The following is a 22582-nucleotide window of genomic DNA, read 5'->3' as shown; positions in this document are numbered from 1 at the left end:
GTCAATGTCGCCTGGATCGCATCTGGTCATGCTCCTTGTCGCTGAGCAAGCGCTCGCCTGAATCCTCGTCGGGCTCACGCTGGTTCTTCCACGACACCCAAGACACCGGTCTACTCAGGCAGCCTGGCCGAATCCGGCGGCGGCCAGGTCCTGCTCGCGCAGCGGGGTGAAGTCGACGTCCAGCTTTGTCTCGTACGCCTCGGGCTGGAGGCCGAGCTCATGGGTGGACTACTCGCCGAACCGGTTAATGTGCTCGGTCAGGTACGGCGAGATGTGCGCCAGGTCCTCGGGGCCGATCTCCCATCCCTCCTCCAGCAACTGGCGAACGATCTCGGCGATGTCCCAGGGCGTTGTGGAAGATCACCGCGTTCGTGAGCAGCGCGTTGAACTTCATCGCCTTCTCCTGCTCGACGGGGTCGTTGTCGGCGATGACACCGCGGTTGCCGAAGCCCGACCCACTGGGAGAACCGGTTGAACGACTCGACCTTGTTCGTCGCCGCCGTCACCCGCCGGCGAAGCGGCGCGTCCGTCAGATACCGAAGCAGCTGCACGGTACGGATCACACGGCCCACCTCACGGAACGCGGTCATCAACAGCAGGGCCAGCAGATGCTCGTCGCAGTCCGGGCCTCCGACGCCCACGCGACCTCATCGCGTGTCGGAGAGAAGAACAGATGCAGCTCATGCGTGGTGATCAGCCACTTGAACCGCGGGTACGCGGTCCGCTCGATTTTGCCCCGATCTTCGATATTGACCGGACTTCTCTTCTCGCGTGTTTGCAGCCATGCTGCGGCGCTCGCCTTTGCCGCATCCAGATTGAGGAACAGGTGCTGGATCTCGTTACAGACAGCGGAATCAGGCCGTCCGGCCCGCGATTGCGACCGTTCTCCTCGGCCGGAGTGGCGAGGAAGGCATGAGCAAGCCGCCAGGGTGACCCACAGCAGTCGAAGCAGCCGAGGACGCACGGCATGTCCCTGATCGGCATGGAGGCCGTGCTCCGCGCCAGTGCGCCGGCAGGCCTGCGGCCAGATGCCACCGCAAGGTGGGCCGCAATCCCCTTCCTGAGCTCCGCGAGGGAGCAGAACAACTTCAAGATTCAAGCGTGCGTGGTTCGGGCCAGGCGCCCTTTACACCGAGGGCGGCAGCGAGTTCGCGTCGGGTGGTGACGCCGAGCTTGCTGTAGGCGTGGTTCAGATGGTTGTTCACGGTTCGGACTGACAGGCTCAGGGTCTGGGCGATGTCCTTGCTGGTGGTGCGGGCGGCGGCGAGCAGGGAGACTTCGCGTTCACGGGCAGTGAGTTCGGCGGCGGCCGGGGCGGCTGCCAGCAGGGGGGTGCGGGCGCCCTCGCATCGTGCTAGGGCCGCAGCGGCCTGGTTGGCGGCGGCGGTGGCGCGACGGGTGTGGCCGGCCAGGCGCCAGGCGGTGGCGGCCGCGGTGGCGGCCTCCGCCGCCTGTAGGTCTGCGCCTAGTGCTTCGGCCTCGTCGGCGGCGGACAGAAGCCTGTCGGGGTCGTTGGCGGCGAGAGCTTCTGCCAAGCGGGCGCGGGCTGGGGCGAAGATGCCGTCGCACTCTTGGGCGAGGTCGGCCAGTCGACCGGCCACGGACTGTGCGCCGCCCAGTCGGGCGACGTCGGTGAGCAGCAGTGCCTCACAGGTGAGGTGGCCCGTGGAGCGGGCAGTGTCGGCGGCTTGGCTGAGGATGGTCCGGGCCTGGGCCAGGTGGCCGCGGGCCGCCAGCAGCCATGCCTGACCCAGGTGTTCCTCTCCCGGAGAGAGAAGGCCAGTAGTCCGGAGTGGGGTGATGTGCTGCTCGGCGAGGGCTGTCTCGGCCGCGTTGAGATCGCCGAGTATGGCCGCGCAAGCAGCAAGTCCGGCGAGCGCTGGGCGGAGTGCCATGGCGTGATCGATGGTGCGGGCAAGAGCGGCGGCTTCGGCGTACCAGTGGCGGGCGGTGACAGGGTGGCCGGCCAACCACTGTGCGCGGCCCAGGAAGAGCGCCATCCAGGCCCGCGCGATCAGGCTGGAGTCGGTGAGCTGGGCGTAGGCGCTCTTACCGGTGGTCAGGGCGTCGGCCAGTTGGCCACTTTCGGTCAGTGCGAGAACCAGAGGGATACGCTGGAGGGCCGGTTGGAAGGCCGGGACGGCGTGGTCTATCTGGAGGTGGGTGGCGTGGGCACGCTGTGCCCACGCCACGGCCTGGTTGGTGTGGCCGACCACCGCCAGTCCGACGGGCTTCATCAGTGCGGCGCGCAGCCATGCTCTGGGGTCCGGTGCCTGCCTTGGCTCACTTTCCAGGTCGCCCAGGAGAGTCAGGCCCTGAGCGGGCTGGCCGGCAGCGATCCGCAGGAATCCTTCGTTGACTTGCAGTATGCGCCGACTGCTGGCACTGGCAGCCTGGGTCGAGAACTCGTCGTTGACTGAAAGCGCCTCAGCGGCAGGAGCATTGCTCCATACAAGGTTCGCGGTTCGGGCCAGGACGACGGCCAGCTTCTCCCGCTCGCCGGCGGCCGAGGCGTCGGCTTCGGAGAGGGCTGCTTCGGCGGCCTTCCAGTTGCCCATCTGGAACAGGGCCTCGCCGAGCAGGAGGCGGGTTTGCGTGGTGTGGTGCGGTGCGGGCAGAGCCTCCAGGAGGGTGACGACCTGCTCGTAGTCGTGTGCGTTGCTGGCCAGTATGGCGGCCTGGGGGAGGAGGTCAGGGTCGGCGGTGCCGGTGGCGGCCAGCCGCCAGGTGGCTATGCGAAGGACATCATTGCGACGTCTGGCTCCGTAGGACTGGACCCGCTCGGCCTGGTCAAGGAGTAGGGCTCGGCGGTGCAGGGCGGGCATGTCCGCCCGCAGGATCTCGCCGTACATGGGGTGGGCGAGCGCCACGGTGGTGCGCCGCCCATCCTGAACGGTGCGGATCAGTCCGCCGCGTTCCAGGTCAGTCAGCAGCTGCCATGTAGTGGCGGCTTTGGCCTCGGCCAGCGGCAGCGGATCGCACAGTGCCAGCAACTCCAGGACCGGCCGAGCAGCCGGGCCGGCGGAGTCGAGTCGGTCGCTGATCAGCTCGGCCAGCCGCGTCGTCCCCGGCATCTGGCCTGCGGCCAGATGCCACATCTCCCCGTCGTTGGTCAATGTGCCAGCAGCCAGGGCACCAAGGACCAGTTCCCGCAGGTACAGCAGATTCCCGTCCGATGCATTGCACAGCACCTGCAACGTGCGCCGCCCCACCGGCCCTCCCAGGGCGGCATGCAGTACCGCCTCCACCTGCTCCGGCCCGAACGCATCCAACTCGATCCGACGTACGGCGTCACTGTGGGCCAGGGCGCGGACCGCATCGCTGGCCGGTTCGCCGCGGCGGATGGTGGCAATCAAGCGGATCAGTCCGGCGTCCATCAACTGCCGCAGCAGCACCACCGATGTGATGTCCAACAGATGGAGATCATCGACCAGCACCACCCACCGGCGCCGGTCCGGTCCGGCCAGCGCCGCAGCCGCCGCGGCGAAACCCTTCACCGGGTCCGACAGGTCTGCCCCCGCCGGGAGCAAGTGCGCGATCGCGCCCAGGGGCACTGCGGCGGCGGCCGTGCTCGCTGTTGCCCGCCCTGCACGGAACCCCGCTCGCACTGCCCGGGCTAGGCATTCATCGGCCAGCCGCGACTTGCCCACCCCCGCCGGTCCGTCTATCACGAAACCCCAGCCCCGCCGGTCAGCCAACACTTTCGCGAAGGTCTCCAGCTCATGCTCGCGCCCGCACAGCGGCCACCGCACCGTTCGCCCATCCATCATCGGACACCTTCCGGCACCGAGTGGACCAGCACGGCAGTGTGATGGTGGACCGCGACCCGCAGTAGATCGTCGTACTGGGCCGGAACCGGCAGGCGCCCGGCAGGCGGCGGAGGCGTAGATGTCAATGTCCTGAAAGGCCAGGCATTAAAAGTGGAAGTCATCAGAAAACACCTCTTGGTGCAGGAAACGGTGACGATGTTCCTGACTTCCTTCCTACGCGAGAGGCGTGGAACCCGGCGCTAGGGGTTACCCCTAACCTTTCGGAGGCCTCCCAGGTCGGGGGAGGGCAGAGGCCCCTACGTGTACGGGGGGAGACGCAGGGCCCGAGCCCGATGAGCCTGGCCCTGACCTGCATGAACAGGATGAAAGTGGTGCGGAGGGCCAGGCCGGTTGTCCACCGGGCGCTGATGCGGCGGAGTGAGACTGTGCGGTTGGGTGACTTCCTGGACGGCAGGATCTGTCCGTCGCCGCGGTTCACGGGATCACGTCCCAAGAAGTGGTGTAGCCGGGCGTGGTCCTCAGACCGCGCGGTGGCTGCTCGGGGCGTGCATCCGCTGACCGCGCAGGCTCCAGAGCAAGGCAGGCCATCGCGCAAGTCTGCCCGGTGAGGCAGTTCAACCGGAGGAGCATGCGATGGCCTTGCCCCGGTCTGAGCTGAGGCGGCTGCTGGAGTCACGACGTCGGGCGACGGAGGCGAGGCGTCAGGGGGGTTCGAGCGCGTCCTGCAGGAGCTCATCGAGGCCGAGGCCGCCGGCGTGATCGGTGCCGCCCCGGGCGGGCATTCCGAGACGCGCACGACCTGGCGCAACGGCCACCGCGAACGTCTGCTGACCATGCAGGCCGGCGATGTGGACCTGAAGATCCCGCAGGTGCGCGGCGGGTCGTTCTTCCGGTCGGTGTTGGAGCGTCGGCGGCGGATCGACCGCGCGCTCTTCGCCGTGGTGAGGGATAGGGGAGGGAAAGCTAGGGGTTCATCCCTAATGTCCGATGTATTCGAATCCCATAGAAATGAGGTTGTACAGGCCGGAAGGGCCGGAACTACTAAGGCCGGCTCCCGCGGCAGCCAACCGGGAAGTGATCGTCATGTATGCCACCGTCGAGGACCTGGAGCGCCAGCCCTGGAGCGCGCGCAGGTCGCGTGACCGCAGGAGCCAGCCAGCGCCCGCCCAGCGTGTGCATGACAATGAGGACGAGTCCTGGCCGCTGGAACATCGGCCTGAGGCCGCTAGTGCGGCTCGCGCGATCACCCGCAGCGTCCTTCAGGACTGGCAGGTTGGGCAGGAAACAGCGGAGTCGGCGATGCTGGTCGTGTCCGAGCTGGTCACCAACTCCTTGGAGCACGCCCGCCCGCCGGTAGCACTGCACCTGCATCAGGAGCGAATGGAGCATCGGGTGTGGGTGGCCATCACCGACGGCGGCCCCGCGGAGTCCGACGGTGCCTGGACCACCTCGTGCACTCCGGACGAGCACGGCAGGGGCCTGAACATCGTCGACGCCCTGACAACTGACCACGGAACCTGCGCCCACGCGGGCGGGACCATGCACTGGGCCCAGCTGCCCACCGAGAAGGCGGCAGTCTGAGAAGCAGGGCCTGAACCTCTTTCCGCTGGTCACTGGGTTATGCGGAAGGTGCCGGGTGACCTCCAGCGTGCTCCCAGCACCGTGAGCTGCCGGTTCCTGCCCGTGGTGGGCAGGTGAGGCCGGCGGCTGGGCAGCTCCAGCTGGAGCAGACTGCGGCAGCAGGTGCGTCTCGTCGGCGGCCTATTCCACCGTCTCGGCCGGCAGCAGCCGCAGCCGTCTGGCGATCGCCGCCACCACCGCGGCGGGGGCCGGATCGCCGCGGGCGATCAGCTTGCGTCGCCGCCAGAGGGCCACCTGCCGCACCCGGCGATACAGCGTGCGTCGGCTGACGTGTGGTCTGCCCAGGTACCGATACAGCCGGGCACCGTCCATGGCCCGGGCTGCTTGAGAAACACGGTGATCCGCGCGCAGCTGGCTGCCGTCCAGCCTCGGCCGCCCGCAGCGGGGGTGATCGGAAGGCCGGGCCCGCAGGCGCGTCTCGTCCGAACCAGCGGTGGGTGGCCGACTTCACGTATGTGACCACCTGGTCCGGTATCGTCTACGTCGCCTTCGTCGGGACGTGTTCACCCAGCTGATCGTCGGTTGGTCGGTCGGCCACCAGAAAAGGGGCCAAGCTCGTCCTCGCCGCTCTCGACATCGCGTTGTGGCGTCGGAACCGTGCCGGAACTCCCGCTGGGTGGTGCATCATTCGGATGCGGGCAGTCAGCCCGGAACTCAACCGGTCGTCGTAACACCGGCCTCCTGGGCCGATAGTAGATGTTCGTTGACGGCTCCGGCGGGTGCCTTCCGACTGCGTTTGCTGAGCATGTTGCTGAGTGCAAGAGCAACGGCCTCGAGTTCGTCAGTATCCCATCGCGACAGGTACTGGCGGAGCAGTCCGTTGGTGTTTTCGTTCGTGCGCTGTTGCCAGGGACTGTGCGGGTCGGGGAAGTAGACCTGCAGGCCGGTGTCGACGCGGAGTTGGGCATGCTGGGCTAGCTCCTTGCCGCGGTCCCAGGTTAGCGTGCGGCGCAACTGCTCGGGCAGCGTGGTCATTGTGGCGGCGATCGCGTCTTTCACGGCCTCGGCGCCGCGGTCGGGCGAGCGCCGGGCCGTTCTTGATCCGTGGCTCTGTACCGTAGCGGCCCACCCGCGGCAGGCGCGGCAGCATGATAAACCTCGTCGTGCGCTCTACGAGCGTGCCGATTGCGGACCGGCCGGTGCCGATGATGAGGCGGCCCGCGCAGTGACCTGGGACCGCGCGGTCCTCGGCCTCGGCAGGCCGCTCGCTGATCATCACCTCAGGTGTGACGGACCATTGGCATGCTGTCGGAAGCACGCTCGCGGAACACGGAGCGCACGGGCGACCAGCTCGCGCTCGGGATGGAACGCCGGGTTCTACCTCCGGCTCCAGCGACCATGGCCACACCGGCTGCGCGATCTTGTCCGCGACCTGGAGCGCCCCAAGGTCCTTAAACCCCACGCCCTCCTGGCTTGGGAAACTCCACCATCCGTACCGGCGGCGGGAAGTAGCTGCACGACGGATGGTCCGCCCCCGTGCCCCGCATCGTGCTCGGCCCCTCGCGGTGTCAAGCGCTTGGAGTTTCAACGAGGCGTCTCATCAGCATCCATGCGCGCGCTGGGCGGAAGTTGCGCAACGGCTCTGGAATCACGTCATTGGCACGCCCGCCGCGGCCTGAGCTAGGTGCTGATCCGGCGGCGTGTGATAGCGAGGCGCTCGGCATGTCTGTGGCGCGAACCAATCAAAATTCCGATGTGAGTAGCTTCTACTCTGCGGGCCGTTGGCGGGCGGTAATACGGTAGACCCGAGAGCGCCTGATCGTTCTCGCGGAGAGGTGTCAGGAATGAAGCTGGGTGTTTGGGATACTGGTTCAGTTGGCTGGTGTTGGCCACTCACCTGGTCTGGTTGGGCCGCCATGCAGTGGGCTGTGGGCACTCCTGGATTCCCAAGAGGTGTGTTTTCCTGTACTGAATTCGACACATCGGGATCTCCCTCATTATGCCTCGGCGAGAGGTGCATCCTGTGGTGGGGCGGGCCACGTTGGCAGAGTGAGGCTTCGCGACGGGTGCGAATGCTGGCCGCGTGACGGCTGCTTCGAATTGCAGCCTTGACATCTGTCAGTGTGGAGCTCTATACGGCCAACCGCTTGGGGCGGCCACGCGATGTTCGTTCCGGGCGGCAATATCTAGCCCAACTGGTCACGTCATCGACCGGAGTGGCATTGCGACGGTAGGGAAATTGAAGTGTATCCGGCACTGCGAGCTCGGGCTTTCTCGATCGAGGTCGTCCGTTGACCTCACGGAGCGGGTATCGAAGCGAGGGAGACAGGGCTTTGCCGGAAAGAGGTCCAGATCAGTGGCGTGTGGCTGGTTACACCCACGACCGGGAACTGGGTGCGGGCGCCAGCGGGCGGGTCATCCTCGCTCGGCACGATAACACCGGCACGCCGGTGGCGATCAAGTACCTGGCGCGGGAGATCCGCTCCGACAGGGACTTCCGTGCCGAGTTCCGTGCCGAGGCCCGGTTGCTTGGCGACCTCCGGTCGCCCCACGTCGCGCGGCTGTACGAGTACGTTGAGTCCGACGAGGGTGCCGCCATCGTGATGGAGCTGGTTGACGGTGTCGCGCTGCGGGAACTCCTCAGACATGAGGGTGCTGCCAGCCCTGAAGCGGCCCTGGTGGTCCTGAAGGGTTCGCTGCTCGGCCTGGCGTCGGCCCACCGTGCAGGAGTAGTCCATCGCGACTACAAGCCAGAGAACGTTCTCGTTACTGCCGACGGCTGCTCCAAGCTGGTGGATTTCGGGATTGCTGCGCGCAGCGGAGCATCCGTGGACATCGCGGGAACACCGGCCTATATGGCACCCGAGCACTGGGAGGGCCGCCCGCCGACTCCGACCACCGATGTCTACGCCGCAACCGCCACCTTCTTCGAATGCCTGACCGGCACCAAGCCCTACACGGGATCCACGCTCGTGGAATTGGCAGTCCAGCACACCCAGGCACCGATCCCTGCCGAGATGGTGCCGGAGCCGCTGCGCCCGCTGATCCTCAGCGGTCTCGCCAAGACTCCCCAGCAGCGGCCCGCCAGCGCGGCGGACTTCGTCGAGCAGCTCGAAGCCGTCGCCGCCGCCTACGGTGAGGACTGGGAGGAGCGCGGCCGGTTCAAGCTCGCCGCCCTCGTGACGCTACTGCCCCTCCTGCTTCCCTCGACGGGCGCCAACGACTCAGGGACGACGGCCCTGTCGACCACCTCGCTGGAGCGGGCCGATGTGCCCGGGAGTCAGCCGGCCGAGCCCTGGCCAGAATCGGCACTCGCGAAGCAACGCCTGTCACCCCGGCGACGGCGCATATCCAGCCACCAGGGCAAGGTGCTTATGGGGACAGCGGCCGCGCTGCTGGCCGGGGGAGTGATAGTGACATGGCCGGATGCGGGAAACCATTCGGCCCCATCGGCGGCCCGATCACCGACCGCTAACCCGTCCGACGGAAGCATTCAACCGACCGCCAACCCGGGCGGTGTGTTCCCGTCCGACGGAAGCATCCAGGGGAGCACCTCATCGGGTACCGCCGCGGAGGACCCGCCACCTTCGACCAGCTCCCCGTCCGCCTCCGGCTTGCCCGCCATCAGCTCTTCACCTGCGGCCGCCACGTCCACCCCTGCTCTCCCCCTGCCTTCCGCTCCATCCCACACACCGACCAGCAGCGCGCCGTCGCACTCGCCGCGACTGGATGTGTACTCGGTGTCAGTCTCTAAGCCCCAGCAAGGCCAGGGATGTTCCATCCAAACCCAGGTCACCGTGCGGACCAACGGTGCCGCCGAAGGGATCCTGACGCTTAGTTGGTTCCACACCAACTCCGCCGCGGGTACCAGGAGCGTGACTGTGGCCACGGAGCAGATCCGTCTTCCCAAGGGGCAAATGCAGGTGTCCGACACTTACAGCCATGCGTTCAGCATTCCTGACCACTACGCCTATCAGGGCGTGCGGGCCTCCACCAGTCCCTCCGCCGACTCGGGCAACAACTCCTTCTCACTTGTCGAGGCATCGCCTTCCTGCGACCCGCCTCGCTGAGCCGCTCACCGTCACACACAGGATTTTCCATGCCTTCCCAAAATCACCGGCAGCCGCATGACCCTTGTGGCACCAGCCACGAGGGGCGACCGGACAGGTCGGCTGACACCGCCGTGGGACTGCCGCATGATCTGGCGCCGTCTGCCCTGTCCCACGACACAGCCACCCGCGCCACCTTTCTCGACAGCGAGGTATGGCACACTCCGCTGTCCACCTCCGAGGTCCCGCCGCCGCACCCCACTGTGGATGACAAGAACCACTCGGCAGGTTCCCACCTCGCCACAGCCCTCGATCGAGGCCGGCCGGGGGCGGGAGAGGCATACCGCTTTGGCCCCGGAGTCCCCAGAGTCTCGGCGTCCATCCCCGACCATGCCGCCGCCATCTGGCGCGGCGCGACACACCCCTGCAAACAGCCCAGGCTCGAAGCATCCGGCCGCCGCAGGCGGCGACAGCTCAGCGGCTGGCTGCTCCCGCCCCTGATCCTTCTTGCCGCACTCGCCCTTCTCGCCTGGCAACGACATGGTGGCCCGATTGCGGTCACCGCAGTCAACGTCCACACCAGCCCCCGCGACCCGGCATGCGACAGCACTGCCACCATCACGGGCACCCTGCAGACCAACGGGAAGCCAGGCACGGTCACCTACCGCTGGAAGCGCAGCGACGGCACCATTTCCCGCACGCTCCAGCAGCGAGTCGCCCCCAACGCCCGCCAGACCAACGTCGTGCTCCGATGGACGTTCAACGGCCACGGCACCCTGCAAGCCACCGCGACCCTCGAAGTACTTTCCCCCGACCCGCAGGCCGCCTCAACCACCTTCACCTACACCTGCCGCTGAGTCGTCGATCCACTCGGCCGTGAACGCAATGCTCGTAGTTAGCTGTGGAGCACGGCAAGCAAGTGGCTGTCGTGCATCATGTTCAGGCGTTCTGACACGGGCCCAGGGGGCACGTTTGCAGAGGCCACGACCAAACCTGGTGCAGCATGCCTGCCGCGACCCAGGGACCCAACTGTGCGTAAAGGCTGGAAGTGGTCGATCCCGAGAACGGTGACGATCTCCTTCGCGTGCCATGGCCGGATCGGGTCCGTGCGGAGCAGTTGCAGGGTCTGGTTCTGGCGTCCGGTGGCGGCGTCGGGTGACGAGCCTCGTGGTGTGAGGGTTTGCGCCAGGATGGTAAGGGCAATGCCGGTGATGCGCGTGCCGGATGCTGAACAACGCCGAGGTGGTAGCTCTCGGAGGCCGGGTGGATCGCCCGGCCGGAGATGTATTACACCGGCTGGCCGTGGTTGAGGAGGATCGCGATGGTCAGGGCGGCTCCGCCATCAGCCAGGTCGATGCCCCATGTCACCTGGTCTGCGACGCGGCGGGACAGCAGCCGACGGCCGCTGTCGTCGATCGCGACGCAGTGGTGGTGGGCCTTGCCTGCGTCGATGCCGGCCCAGATCGCGGCCATGTGGTGCCTCCGTGCGGTGTGCTGCTGGCGCCTCTCACGGACGACCTCGCTGTCGATTCCCTACGGAGCGATCATTCGAATTCCTAATTGGCAGTCGAGTCGTCGTGGGGCGCCGGGCGGCCAATCAGTGAGCCTTTTCAGCGGCCACTCGCCAGGGTGATGGCGCGGCTGCTGTTGACGGGTGGCGGGCCAGCGCGTTCCCACGCTGACGCCCTGGTCCAGTGGCCACTCATGTCACCCGATCGGTGCCCAGGCTGAAACAGCTCAGTGGAAGCCACGAGCGGCAGAGCTTTTTGAACCACACCCCGCCCCTGGGTGGGTGAACCATACGAAGGGCCCACCGCCTCCCGCAGAACAACGTAGGGAGCCCTTTCAGCGGGGCCACTGATCGGGTGACGATGTAGGTGTCGGCAACGCATGAGGCGCCCGTGCCGTTGAGGGAGGTGTTCGACGTCTCAACTCACCGGCACAGGAGCCTCGTTTGTTCCCTGTCCTGCCGCACTCGACCTGCCCCATGCCGTGGTCGAGTGGGTCACCATGCTCATCGTCACCCGTGAGGATGACCGCCGCTGCAAGCTGCCGCCGCACCAGCGTGCCCTGGTCGGCTTGGTGTACTTGCACAGGCACGACACCCTTGAGGAACTCAGGGCTGGCTTCGGTATCTCCGCCGGTACCGCCCAGGCCTGCACCGCAGCCGGCATCGCCCTGCTCACCGACCGTGCTCCCGGGCTCCTGCGCCTCCAACGCGAAGCCGGCCCCGACTATGTCCTGCTGGACGGCACCCTTGCGGAGTGCGACCGGACTGGCGTTCAGCCGGGCCGACTTCTGCACAAGCACCGACGGCACGGGGTGAACGTGCAGGTGGTAGCTGATCCGGCCGGACGACTGCTGTGGATCTCGCCTGTCCTGCCCGGCAGTGCCCACGACCTGACCGCGGCCCGCACCCACCGGATCATCCGGATCTGCGAACGCCAGGGTGTTCCGGTGCTCGCCGACCGCGCCTATCAGGCGGCCTTCGGCTGACCATGTGCTCCGACCAAGGAACGCACACACCAAGCGCGAAGGCCGTGGGGAGGAGTCTGTTGCACCCTGCCGTGGGGCAGGAGCCGTTCGCGGAGCCGTCACGCTTCCGGGGCGAGCTCTATTCGTGTTTGACCAAGCGTTCTGACGCGCTGTTCGAGCTGGCCGACGCCGTGCTGTGTGCGGACGGCCCGGTCCGTTCGCTGGTGGAACTGTCGCTGGTGGGCGAGCATCGCCGTGGACACGCCCGCAAGTCGCCTGCCCGTCAGAGCGCCGAAACCCTCCCGCCCCGCCCGGGACGACCACCCGGCCGCAAGAACACCCGGCCCGCCCCGCGCCCACGACGTGTTACACAGTCCGCAAACCAGGCAACGCGAAACAGCGAATGAAGAAGTCAACGACCCCACGACCCCGCCGCACAGGTTAAAGATCAAGCTAGTCGGACGGCGTCGTCCCGGAAGCTCCGGATTGATGATCAAGTCAGCAGTCGCTGACCCGTAGGTGGGCCCAGGCGACATGGCCGAGTGGGTCGAGGGAGTGGCCCGCCTCATCGGCGAGATTTTGGACGAGCAGAAGGCCACGTCCGTGCTCGGCATTGCTGTCGGCGAAGCGCGGCGACTCACCTGGCCATGCGCCATGGTCGCAGACCTCTATGCGCAAAGTGGGACCTTCCAGAGTGTGAAGCAGTTTAAGGGCCAGCCACACTTGTCCCTTGCCGTGCGTGATGGCGTTGGTGATGAGTTCGGAGACGATGAGCATGACCTGCTGCTCGACATGCTGAAGCTGCCAGGCTGCCAGTTGCGCCGCCACACTCCGTCGGATGGTCGCCACTTCCTCGGGAGAGCGACTGACCCTGTGCAGGGCGGCCAAGAGCGTCGTATGTGGCAATGGAGGGAGGCCATCGGAAGCGGTCATGGTCACCGTGCCTGAGGGGGAACACCGATTGGGTCGCAGCCAAATGCTTACTGAGGCCGTCCGCATTTCGGGCGTATGGAAGGTGTACGAACCCTCTCCCAGCCGGTATGTTCTGGGCCTTATTGCGAGGGCGCCCTGAAGCCAGGTGGTCGTTGGGTTGAGTCTTGCCCAGTACGTGACGCCAGTTGTCCGCGGTGATCTCTGATTCGTCGTGAGTTCGGGGTACCCCCGTGGTAGGGCGGCGCCATGTTCGCGGCAGCAAGCAAGGGCGATGCCCGATGGTGTGCGGGATATTGCGGCCGCCGTTCCACTGTGCTCGAGTATCTGACCTGCCGTAACAGTTGAAGCAGGGGCGCTTCCATCGCCGGATTGACAAGTTTCATCGCGTGGTGAGCAACCGTCTCAACCGCACCGGGCGCGCTCGATGCGCCGGATGGAAGGGAGGCCGACACGGGGATTGAGCCCTGCCCGACACTACCCATGCTGGTGCACCGGCTGGCGGGTTCGAGGCTTCACGAAGGTGAATCGGGATCGCCGAGGGGCGTGCTCGGACGTGCGGCACGCCGGATGATGCAACCAAGGGCGCGCTCTTCAGGAATCAGGTAGTTGTGCTCGACAAGCAGAAGGAACAGGGCAGAGATGGTCGCTGCGCTGAAGCCGCAGGGACACTTCGCGGGTAGGCCTGCGGGACATCGTGGCATAGCAAATCGTCCTCGCTCGATGAAGGGTCGCAATGCGGCCGGGACGGGAACCTCCTTCAGGGGTGCATACCGTGGGGGCGGCGTAACTCAGAGCCGGTATCCGCTGCATTGCCCACTACGGGTCGGGAAGCGACGATGCGGCAGTGCAACGCGCACCAAGAGCCCGCGCAGCTGCTGCCAGTCACCACGCGATGTATTCGATGTCTCACCCGGGCCATCGCCAGTCTGCTGCGGAACCACGGCAAGACAGCTGTCCAGTTGCTCAGCGCATTCGGGGCTTGCTCTGTCGATGCCACGCCACAGGCGGGCGTCGCGGCTGTTAGCAGGCTACCGGGGAGCACAGGGCAGTGCGTTTCCCCGACAGTTGGCCCTTGCTGATGCACTCTGCCCGATCCGAGGGTGGTTACATGGTTCTTGGAGATGTCCATGGCGATCACATCCTGCATGCCGCCGCACTGTGCGCAGCGCCTTTCGATAGTCCCCAATGTTTATCCGCCTGCCGCGGCCTGAGCATGAGCAAGCGCTACTCAACGGACGGTGACCTTCCGGTTGCTGGTGGTCTCTGGAAGGTGATCCAGAACCGACCCACCCGCGCTCCGGCGCGGCTCTCGCTGTCCGCTAACGGTGAGGCATGCACCACCAGATCATCCATACCAGCCCCCCATGGCGAAAGCCTCGCACGGCAGTTGGAGGACCTCAGTTCGTATGTGCCCGCGCCTTGGTCATCGCATCTCGCATCTGTCGCCGGCAAGCCCCCAGCCTCAGCCGCATCCTTTCCGTCTCCCTCCATGCCGCCTGGCACGAATCTGCATTGACCCGCCGAGTTGACGCGAGTGATGGGTGGATGGTCGCCGAGTGCGGTGTGGCAACGGTGGTGGTTGTAGCTGTGCACGAAGTTTGCCAGGGCTGTGGTGCGTTCGGCGTTGTTGGTGTAGGGCCACAGGTAGGCCCATTCGTCGAGCAGGTGCGGTTGAAGCGTTCGACCTTGCCGTTGCACGAGGTCGGCGTAGAGCGCGCCGACTGCGGCCGGTAGGCGCGGGTGAACTTGCCGGTCGCTCCCGAGGTCGGCCAGGGCTTGCCGCCAGGTGAAGCTCTTGCGGTAGGGCCAGGCTTTGTCGGTTAGCACCCGCTCGAAGCGTTCGATGCCCGAGCCTGCGAAGAAGGCAGCGGCCAGGCGGAGATAGGCGGCGCAGGTGGCAGTCTTCTCGTCTGGGTGGATCTCGCTGTAGGCGAGGCGGCTGGGGGCGTCAACGGCGAGTGGACGTAGTCGAAGCCGACGTTGCTACGGCGGCGGGCACGGTCGGCCTGTCGGCCCAGTCCTTGTGTCCGCCGCCGTCGGGGCCCGGCCGAGTTTCTTGACGTCGACGTGGACGAGTTCGCCCGGTCGTTCACGCTTGTAGCGGCGGATGAGGTGGCCGGTCGGCCGGTCCAACAGGGCCAGTCGGTTCAGGCCGTGCCGGGTAAGTATCCGGTGCACGGTCGACGCGGGCAGGCCCAGGATCGACGCGAGGCGTGCGGGCCCGAGCGTGCGGCTTTGCCGCAGCCGGCAGACGCGGGCTTCGGTTGCGGCGGTGGTTCGGTGTGGAAGGGTCCGCTGCCCCCCCGGACCGCCAGCACCGGACCCACTTGTGGGCCGTGGAACGGGAGATACCCATCTCTGCGGCGACGGGGCGGCAGGAGCGGAGGCGGTCGATCGGCAGTCGTCTGCCCTAAACGGTTAGCCGGGCATTACGGTGGGACACGAAGGCCTCCGTGTGGTGAAGATTCGACACCTCCACCCCACGCGGAGGCCTTCGCCATGATCAAGGCCGGCCAGCATCCGATAGACACCAGCCCACTGTGCTCACGCCACCTCAACCAACCAAAGCGAAACGGTCAGGTTAAGTAGCGATTGCTCAACGCCTTCCGGTAGACGGCACGCAGGCTCGGAGACGGCAAGGTGGCCACTTGAAGCGTCGGGCTCTGTGGCTGCCTGCTCACGTTCCACATGCTGTGCAACGCGGTGTGCGGGGCGTCCTGTCTGGGTGCCGACGCGTGGGAAACGTTTCTGCGCTTGGAACAGCACCCATGGGCGATGGGGTGCTGAAATGAGCCAGTCAGATTCGGGCTGGAGGAGCGGCAACTGGAATCCGGAGTCCCTCCGGCGTGGCGTGTCCGGGAGCCGGGCCCCGGTCGGTCCAGCGGTGCCGGCGCAGGGGAGACACCACGAGTGCGTCGACTCTGAGTCGACGGTGCACGTGGTGCCTGCAGACGCGATCGCCCTGGTGGGGCGGGAAGCGTGCATGACCCGGCTCTTGCGGTTGTTGACTCGCTCTGATCGGCATACAGGGGTGTTGCTGGCCGGTCCCAGCGGGGTGGGCAAGACCCGCCTGGCCAATGATGCGCTGGTGGTGCTGGCCAATAGTTACCGGGTGGTTCGGGTGATGGTGACCTGGCCAGACGAGGACATGCCCCAGAGCTCCATGGCCAAGATCACACGCACCGGGCGCACGGATGTCGTCAGCGTTCCCGCGCACGAACTGCTCCAGGCCTTGCGGCCGACGGGCAACAGTCGACAGGACACGGTGCTTTTCGTTGACGATGCACACCTGCTAGAACCGGCCATGGCCTCGCTCATTCTGGATCTGGCCCGACAGCAGGCTGCGTACTTGCTGCTCATCGTGAACACTGATGCACCGCTGCCGGCGGCGATCACTGCACTGTGGAAGGACGACCTTCTGCATCGGATGGAACTAGGGCCGCTGGATGAAGTATCGACTCGTCGGCTTGCTGCGTCCCTCGTGGGGGACGGCCTTGCCCGCAGCGCGGCGACCTACCTGGCCCAGCTGTCGGACGGCAATCCGCTGCTTTTGCGGGAACTGGTCCGGGCCGCGGCACAGCAGGGTCTGTTTGCACCTTCTCCTGGTGGGTGGACCCTGCCCGACCAGGTCCCGCTGTCGGTCCCTTTGAGCGAGTTGATCACTCGGAAGATCCGCGACCTGGAGCCCGAGGCCCGTGATGCCCTTGAGCTCGTAGTGCTTGCCGAGCCGGTGCCCCTTGACCTTCTCGAGCGCCTGGTTCCGGCACCGACACTGCTCCACTTGGAGAACCAGGACCTCCTCCACGTTGAGGCCTCGAGGGTCCATGCGTCCGAACCTCCTAAAGCCATAGTGCGCTTGTCTCACCAACTTGTTGGGCACGTGATCCGGCAGACCATGCCTGTCCTGCGTTGCCGTGCCCATCTGCGGGTCTGGATTGCTGCCTACAGTGACCGTACAGAAGGCTCGGACGCCGAGACGTTGCGAATCACCAACTGGCGTCTGGAGGTCGGCGACTCGGTCAGCACGGAGGAGCTGCTGCACGCTGCCCACCGTGCGGCTGCCGCCAACGATCTGGCCATGGCCCTGCGGTTTACTGCCGCTGCGTGGCACCAGCAACCCTCGTCCCGTACGGCTGCCGCACACGCTCTGGCACTCATATCGCTTGCCGACTTCGACGCCGCTACCACAGTGCTGGACGCCGCGGAGACCGCCTGCGCCGAACAGTGCCCGGAATTGCAGGCTGCACGGGCCCGTGGCTTCCTGTTGCAAGGTCGATTCGACCGTGCCGAGGACATCATCGCTGGCCTGACCGGCAGTCAAGGTCGCTTGTTTCACGGGATGGCCTCCTATTTCCAGGGAAACTTCAACCGCACCTTGCAATTCTGCGGCCCACTGATAGACAACCCTGCCGACGAGCACTATCTGGAAGCCGTCATCTTCCAGATGGCGGCACTGCTGCACGCTGGACATCCGGCTGATGCCCTCGCCCTCTACGAGGGCATCGTCCCTCGCGACGGCATCGACGCCCACCCCTTCCATGCCGACTGCCTCGAGCTCGTCCACGCCGCGACACTGGCTGCCCTCGGCCGTCTAAAGGAGGCAGCTGCCCTTCTGGCGCACGCATACGACCGTGCCGTCGCCGACCGCCACCTGCGTATCGACGCCCAATACGGCCTGGCCCTCAGTGCTGTTCTGCTGGAGCACGGTCGACCCCGACAAGCATGCGAGTTGTCCACGTTCCACCCCGGCTACCAAGTGGGCTGGGAACAATGGCACACAAAAGCGCAACTTCTCACCACGCTGGCCAATGCCAGCGTCGGTCGCCCAGGCAAGGCAGACCTGCCCCAACCCGTCGACAGCAGTATCAACGCCTGCCATCACATCGCCCTGGCATGGACCGCATTCCTGTCCGGTGAACGCAACCACGCTGCTGCCCTGCTCACACGCGCCGCAGACACAGGCCAGGAACGCGGCGGACACGGTGATGTGGCCGTCATCTGCCACGAAATGGCCCGGCTGGGCCTGGCCGACCACACGCAACCCTACTGGGACACAATCGTCCAAGGCCCCTACCTGCAGGCCCGCCTCGACTACGCCAAGTCCATCGTCAATGCGGACATACGCCTACTTCGCCGCACCGCTGAGACGTTCGTTCAGGCAGGCGCCGAGCTGTTCGCGGCCGAGGCCTATGCAGAGTTGTCCCGGCTACACCGTCGGTCTAACCAGGACCGAGCGGCGACGGCGGCGTCTCACCACGCACAATCACTCGCCTCCCGCTGCGAGGGAGCAACCACGCCAGCCCTGTTGTTGCTGGAGTCACTTGCACCATTGAGTCTGCGGGAGCGGGAAATGATGCTGCTCGTGGCACAAGGCCTCAGCGACAGGGAGATCGCCGAGCGGCTGACACTGTCCGTCCGCACAGTAGGCAACCACCTCTACCGCATATACCGGAAAATCGGTGTGACCAGCCGACGGGAACTGCAGCGAGCCGTCCCGACGAACCGGGGATCATCCGCAAGCGACGGTCCCATCTGACCAGATGAAACAGAAAAGCATCAAGCCCGTGCTTGCTCTCGCTCGCCGCCGCGTCAACCTCCTCTGGGCCCTCCTTCGCGACGGACGGCGCTACGAACGCACCCCGCCCACCGCTCTCGCGGCTTGGCAGACCGCATTAGGAATCAGTAAACCTCTTTCATCATGCGTAGTCGCAGGTGAGGAGGATGTGGACTGCTGCGATCATCCTGCCGATGCGGTTGGTCGAGCATCGGGCTTGCCGTAGCAGTCGCCAGGACTTGAGGCGGGCGAAGGCACGTTCGTCTAGAGCGCGGAGACGGGCGTGGTCGCGCGGTTGTACTGATGGTAGTGCTCCGGGAGTTCGCGGTGGCCGTAGTAGGGGTGCGGACGGTGGCACCGGCACCTTGGTAGGCGCGATCGGCCAGGACGAGGACCTGGCGGGGAAGGCAGGCTTGGGACGATGCCGTGGGCGCGGGCTGCGGTCAGGTCATGGGTGCGTCCCGGCGTTGCCCGCGAAAACCGGTGTTTTGAGTGACATCTACTCTTCTCCGAAACCTCAACCCTTGGTATCACTACAAATGTTCCGGCTGGCCTTGGCTTGGAGGGCTGTATGTCACGATCTGTTTCATGTATGGCGAAATTTGTCGCGCCGTTCGCTGTACTCGCTGCAGGTATTGGGATGGCGGTTCCGGCAGCAGCAGGCACCCCTATCCCGGGGGTTGCGGAGAACGTCCCTGTGTACATCTCGATCGAGAGCTTGAACCTCGAAAACGTTGAGGACGGATGGTTGGACAGTACAGCAGAGGTTTACGGTCACCTCTGGGTGCAGCACACGACGGAGACCGGAGCTCCGGGTATATGGAGGATCGGCCAGTGCCCGAGGGGCGGATCGGAGATCGGATATGACACGGAGACCCGCTGGATTTCGTACGGCGACGTCCCATGGAACTCCACGTCGTGCAGTCCGAAACGTGTTGCCGGCAGCTGGCCTGCGCAGAATTTTGCGGCAACAATTCTATGCAGAGTTAACTATTGGGGCAATCCCACCTGGGACGATGTCCACGACTTCCGCTCGGAGGACGCTGCGCGCACCCCATGCAAGGCGCCCAACAATCGATGGGGATTCTTCCTCGACTCCAACGAGAAGATCAATCTCGGATACTACCTCAAGGATTGGGATCAAAATTCATCCGACGATACTCTGTGTGATGCCACGAACGCGCAGTATGAGGTGAAGGCGGGCGATTTGCAGAGAGGTAAGAGCACGCTCGTCACCATCCACAGTGGTACCGGAGATGCACTTTGTGACGTCACCTACAAGATCACGGTCCCGCAGTAGGAACTCAGCACCTTGCTGAACTTTTCTCATCCGGTTGGGGGGTACCCTGCCGGCCCACCTGAAGCGATCCCTGACCTAGTGTCTCGTGATCCCGTTGGCGTTACTTCGCGTTGTTATTGATCGAGCCGTTCCTGCCGATAGGCGAGTACGGCCTGTACCCCGAGCGGCTACGGATCAGTTCAAGGGAGTGATCTGGTGGTTCAGGACAGGTGTGCAGCGGCGTGAGATGCCCGGCGAGTTCGGGCCCTGGCCGAACCGTCTACGAACGCTTCCGGATCTGGCGGAACGCCGGTGTGTTCACCGCCCTGCTGGAGGGCCTGGCCGCCGAAGCCGCCCGCCAGGGCAAGACAGACTTACGTATCCCTGGTCAGCATAGACTCCACGACCGTTCGTGCTCACCACGACGCCGCCGGGATGATCGTTGGCAAGGACGTCATGGAGGCTCTCGGGAAAGCCGCAGCCGAGCAGGAGCAGGCCAAGAAGGGGCGACGAGGCGGAACAGAACGGGCCACGCGTCCACCGGTGACGACGGCTTCGTCTGAGGGAAGCCCTGCTTGGAAGGTCCCGCGGCGGGACTGACCAGCAATATTCACCTCGCTGCCGACCGGAAGCGCCGGCCTTTGTCGTTCGTCCTGACCGCAGGGCAGGCCGCTCCGCGTCCGTCTGCCGTCGGTCGGCCCCGCACATGGCCGGGCGCGGTCGCCGCCGACAAGACATCCCACGCGGATAAGAGTCAAGCCGCGGAGGCGGAACGATCGTCCGGATGGATCGGAAATGCCTTGAGCTCGTCGTAGAGCTGGCCGTGCTGGAGGCAGTAGAAGAGCATGCCCATGAAGCGATTGAAGAGATTGCGTTGTGCCGCGACGTGGCGGTCGCCGGCTTCCCTGCGGCGATCGTAATGGGCTCTAGGGTCCGTCTTCAAAGATCATCGGAGGGTGGATCATGGTGGCGTGATAGGTCGCCATGAACTCACCGACCAGGAGTGGGAGTTACTCGCTCTGCTGATACCACGGGCCACCACGGGACGTCCTCGTGTGTCGGACCGGCAGGTCATCAACGGGATGGTCTATAAGATCCGGACCGGGATCTCCTGGCGTGACTTGCCGGAACGCTACGGCCCATGGCAGACCGTCTACACACGCTTCCGCCGCTACGCCCTGGACGGCGTGTTCACCCGAGCTCTCCAGCACATCCAGGCCCAGGCAGACGCGGCCGGCGACATCGACTGGCTGGTGCAGATCGACTCCACCATCGTCCGTGCCCACCAACACGCCGCTGCCACCGGCCGAAAAGGGGGATCCACAGGCCGGACGAACCGGACGATCACGCCCTCGGCCGATCCCGAGGCGGACTGACCACCAAAATCCACCTCGCTTGCGACGGCCGCGGCCGGCCCCTCGCGATCCTGCTGACACCCGGCCAACGCCACGACAGCATCTGCGCACGCCCCCTGCTGCAACGCATCCACGTCCCACGCACCGGCGTTGGACGACCACGCTGCCGACCTGACCAGGTCATCGCGGACAAGGCCTACAGCTCTCGCGGTTTCCGCGCCTACCTGCGCCGACGCGGCATCGCGCACACCATCCCGGAGAAGACCGACCAGCAGCGGCACCGACAGAACCGAGGTAGCCGCGGCGGCCGACCACCGGCATTCGACCGGCAGATCTATCGTCGGCGCAACGTCATTGAGCGCTGCTTCAACCAGCTCAAGGGCTTCCGCGGAATCGCCACCAGGTACGACAAGACCGCCACCTCCTACGAAGCAGCGGTCAGTCTCGCGTCACTCCTACTCTGGGCAAGATCCGTTTGAAGACGGACCCTAGCACCTGCTGACTTGGTAAGCGATACGAAGGCCCCCACGTAGCCAGCGGCCGCCAGCCTCTGATTCTTGATCCTCCGGCTCATGACCGTGCGGCTCATACCACTTGCCCGAGTAACTGGGGCACTTCCGGCGTATGCCTTGAGCGAGTCGGCGCTCGCAAATCGGGTCCGGTCATCACCGATCTCCGCCAGGACGCGGGCGCCGGTTAAGGATCCGAGACCTGGAAAGCTGCGGATGACCGGTGCATCAGGGTGTCCTTCGAATGCGGCAGCCGTAGCTTCCTCGAGCTGATCCGCATTGAGGCAGGCGGTGTTGAGCTGACTGAGCAGAGCAGTTGTCTGCTGGCCAAATGCCGCTTCCACCTGCGGAAGTTGGTGGAGATAGTCGCGCTGGAACACTTCATGGAGCCGGTCGGCTTCAGCCTCGATGCCGCGTACTCGGCCGGCCTTCTTGAGCAGAGACTGCAACCGACGCCGCGTGAGCGTGGCGGCGATGGTCGGTGTCGGTGCCGCGGCGAGGATGGTCCGGGCTTCCCGTGCGCACAGGCCGTGCTTGTGTGCGGCGAACGCGTGCAGGATGGCCGGGTAGAACTCGTGCAGCTGGGAGCGGAGCTTGTTGCTGGCCTGACCGCGGTCCCAGACGGCATCCCGTTGTGCTCGGGCAAGCACCGCGATGGCCTGCACGAGCTCGGAGTCCGCAGGCAACGCTCGGTGCGCGGCCATGTCGGTCCGCAGCATGTTCGCCAACACCGCGGCGTCGATGGCATCGGATTTCCTCCGGGCCACGGAATGACGATCCCGGTAACGGGCACCTGCCAGCGGGTTGATCGCGTAAACGGGGCGGCCGGTGGCCCGCAGACACGCGACGAGAAGTCCACGGGACGTCTCGATCGCAACAGGAATCATGACGTCAGCGCGGTCGCCGTGCTCGCCCAGCAGGGCAATCAACTGAGCAAATCCCTCTGCATCATCGTTGATCCGCTGCCTGGCGAGCTGCTTCCCACCGGCATCGACCAGCGCAATGTCGTGGTGATCTTCTGCCCAATCCACCCCGCAGAACACGGGCGCCGGTAATGCGGTGACCTCCATGTGATCC

10 protein-coding genes and 12 pseudogenes are annotated in these 22582 nt (G+C 65.8%); 11 read left to right on the top strand and 11 right to left on the bottom strand.

Translation table 11 applies throughout. From position 1 onward, the window contains the following. Positions 1-228 precede the first annotated feature (228 nt). The 3 genes and pseudogenes from ACQEV2_RS43365 to ACQEV2_RS43355 form a co-directional block, all read right to left on the bottom strand. Positions 229-330, bottom strand: a complete 102-nt coding sequence (locus ACQEV2_RS43365; RefSeq protein ID WP_433056122.1) for a Tn3 family transposase — start codon at positions 328-330, stop codon at positions 229-231. 122 nt (positions 331-452) lie between these two features. Beyond that, positions 453-590 (bottom strand): annotated as a pseudogene (locus ACQEV2_RS43360) (Tn3 family transposase); the annotation flags it as partial. Between the two features lie 498 nt (positions 591-1088). After that, positions 1089-3770: a LuxR C-terminal-related transcriptional regulator gene (locus ACQEV2_RS43355; protein ID WP_433056006.1), complete on the bottom strand. Its 2682-nt coding sequence runs from the start codon at positions 3768-3770 to the stop codon at positions 1089-1091. A gap of 633 nt (positions 3771-4403) precedes the next feature. Here ACQEV2_RS43355 and ACQEV2_RS43350 point away from each other — a divergent pair. Further along, positions 4404-4720, top strand: a pseudogene (locus ACQEV2_RS43350) (transposase); the annotation flags it as partial. A gap of 37 nt (positions 4721-4757) precedes the next feature. Then, a complete protein-coding gene (locus tag ACQEV2_RS43345; RefSeq protein WP_433056003.1) occupies positions 4758-5351 on the top strand; it encodes an ATP-binding protein in 594 nt (197 codons plus the stop codon). Between the two features lie 180 nt (positions 5352-5531). On the opposite strand, the gene ACQEV2_RS43340 is transcribed toward ACQEV2_RS43345, so the two are convergent. After that, positions 5532-5723, bottom strand: a complete 192-nt coding sequence (locus ACQEV2_RS43340; RefSeq protein WP_433056148.1) for a hypothetical protein — start codon at positions 5721-5723, stop codon at positions 5532-5534. A gap of 101 nt (positions 5724-5824) precedes the next feature. On the opposite strand from ACQEV2_RS43340, the pseudogene ACQEV2_RS43335 reads away from it, so the two are divergent. Further along, positions 5825-6057, top strand: a pseudogene (locus ACQEV2_RS43335) (DDE-type integrase/transposase/recombinase); the annotation flags it as partial. Between the two features lie 8 nt (positions 6058-6065). Here ACQEV2_RS43335 and ACQEV2_RS43330 read toward each other — a convergent pair. After that, a pseudogene (locus ACQEV2_RS43330) lies at positions 6066-6710 on the bottom strand (IS30 family transposase); the annotation flags it as partial. A 1004-nt stretch (positions 6711-7714) separates the two neighbouring features. On the opposite strand from ACQEV2_RS43330, the gene ACQEV2_RS43325 reads away from it, so the two are divergent. Further along, positions 7715-9421: a protein kinase domain-containing protein gene (locus ACQEV2_RS43325; protein ID WP_433056001.1), complete on the top strand. Its 1707-nt coding sequence runs from the start codon at positions 7715-7717 to the stop codon at positions 9419-9421. Between the two features lie 113 nt (positions 9422-9534). Next, positions 9535-10257 carry a hypothetical protein gene (locus ACQEV2_RS43320; RefSeq protein WP_433055998.1) on the top strand — a complete coding sequence of 241 codons (723 nt, stop codon included), beginning with the start codon at positions 9535-9537 and terminating at the stop codon, positions 10255-10257. 433 nt (positions 10258-10690) lie between these two features. Here ACQEV2_RS43320 and ACQEV2_RS43315 read toward each other — a convergent pair. Beyond that, positions 10691-10873, bottom strand: a pseudogene (locus tag ACQEV2_RS43315) (IS110 family transposase); the annotation flags it as partial. Positions 10874-11410: 537 nt separating this feature from the next. Between ACQEV2_RS43315 and ACQEV2_RS43310 the strand changes: the two are divergent. Together ACQEV2_RS43310 and ACQEV2_RS43305 are read left to right on the top strand one after the other, a co-directional pair. Then, positions 11411-11887, top strand: a pseudogene (locus ACQEV2_RS43310) (transposase family protein); the annotation flags it as partial. An 11-nt stretch (positions 11888-11898) separates the two neighbouring features. After that, a pseudogene (locus ACQEV2_RS43305) lies at positions 11899-12138 on the top strand (hypothetical protein); the annotation flags it as partial. A 235-nt stretch (positions 12139-12373) separates the two neighbouring features. Here ACQEV2_RS43305 and ACQEV2_RS43300 read toward each other — a convergent pair. Together ACQEV2_RS43300 and ACQEV2_RS43295 are read right to left on the bottom strand one after the other, a co-directional pair. Further along, complete coding sequence (locus tag ACQEV2_RS43300) at positions 12374-12808, bottom strand: ATP-binding protein (protein ID WP_433055995.1); 435 nt, start codon at positions 12806-12808, stop codon at positions 12374-12376. Positions 12809-14320: 1512 nt separating this feature from the next. Next, positions 14321-15209: pseudogene (locus ACQEV2_RS43295) on the bottom strand (IS481 family transposase); the annotation flags it as partial. 582 nt (positions 15210-15791) lie between these two features. Between ACQEV2_RS43295 and ACQEV2_RS43290 the strand changes: the two are divergent. Further along, on the top strand, positions 15792-18344 hold the full coding sequence (locus ACQEV2_RS43290) for a LuxR C-terminal-related transcriptional regulator (RefSeq protein ID WP_433055992.1): 2553 nt from the start codon (positions 15792-15794) through the stop codon (positions 18342-18344). 160 nt (positions 18345-18504) lie between these two features. On the opposite strand, the pseudogene ACQEV2_RS43285 reads toward ACQEV2_RS43290, so the two are convergent. Beyond that, positions 18505-18908, bottom strand: a pseudogene (locus ACQEV2_RS43285) (transposase family protein); the annotation flags it as partial. Between the two features lie 46 nt (positions 18909-18954). Here ACQEV2_RS43285 and ACQEV2_RS43280 point away from each other — a divergent pair. Beyond that, a complete protein-coding gene (locus tag ACQEV2_RS43280; RefSeq protein WP_433056145.1) occupies positions 18955-19662 on the top strand; it encodes a hypothetical protein in 708 nt (235 codons plus the stop codon). 110 nt (positions 19663-19772) lie between these two features. Beyond that, positions 19773-20375, top strand: a pseudogene (locus ACQEV2_RS43275) (transposase); the annotation flags it as partial. Positions 20376-20395: 20 nt separating this feature from the next. Here ACQEV2_RS43275 and ACQEV2_RS43270 read toward each other — a convergent pair. Further along, positions 20396-20569, bottom strand: a pseudogene (locus ACQEV2_RS43270) (IS110 family transposase); the annotation flags it as partial. A gap of 46 nt (positions 20570-20615) precedes the next feature. Here ACQEV2_RS43270 and ACQEV2_RS43265 point away from each other — a divergent pair. Further along, positions 20616-21475 (top strand): IS5 family transposase gene (locus ACQEV2_RS43265; RefSeq protein WP_433056098.1). Its coding sequence is split into 2 segments (ribosomal slippage): positions 20616-20982 and positions 20982-21475, totalling 861 coding nucleotides; the frame shifts between segments, so codons are not numbered across the junction. An 8-nt stretch (positions 21476-21483) separates the two neighbouring features. Here the strand turns inward: ACQEV2_RS43265 and ACQEV2_RS43260 are convergent. Beyond that, positions 21484-22575, bottom strand: a pseudogene (locus ACQEV2_RS43260) (IS110 family transposase); the annotation flags it as partial. Positions 22576-22582: the final 7 nt, after the last annotated feature.

It is taken from the genome of Streptomyces sp. CA-251387 (genome assembly GCF_050936625.1).
Classification (GTDB): Bacteria; Actinomycetota; Actinomycetes; order Streptomycetales; family Streptomycetaceae; genus Streptomyces.
This window is presented reverse-complemented; position numbering and strand designations above follow the sequence as displayed.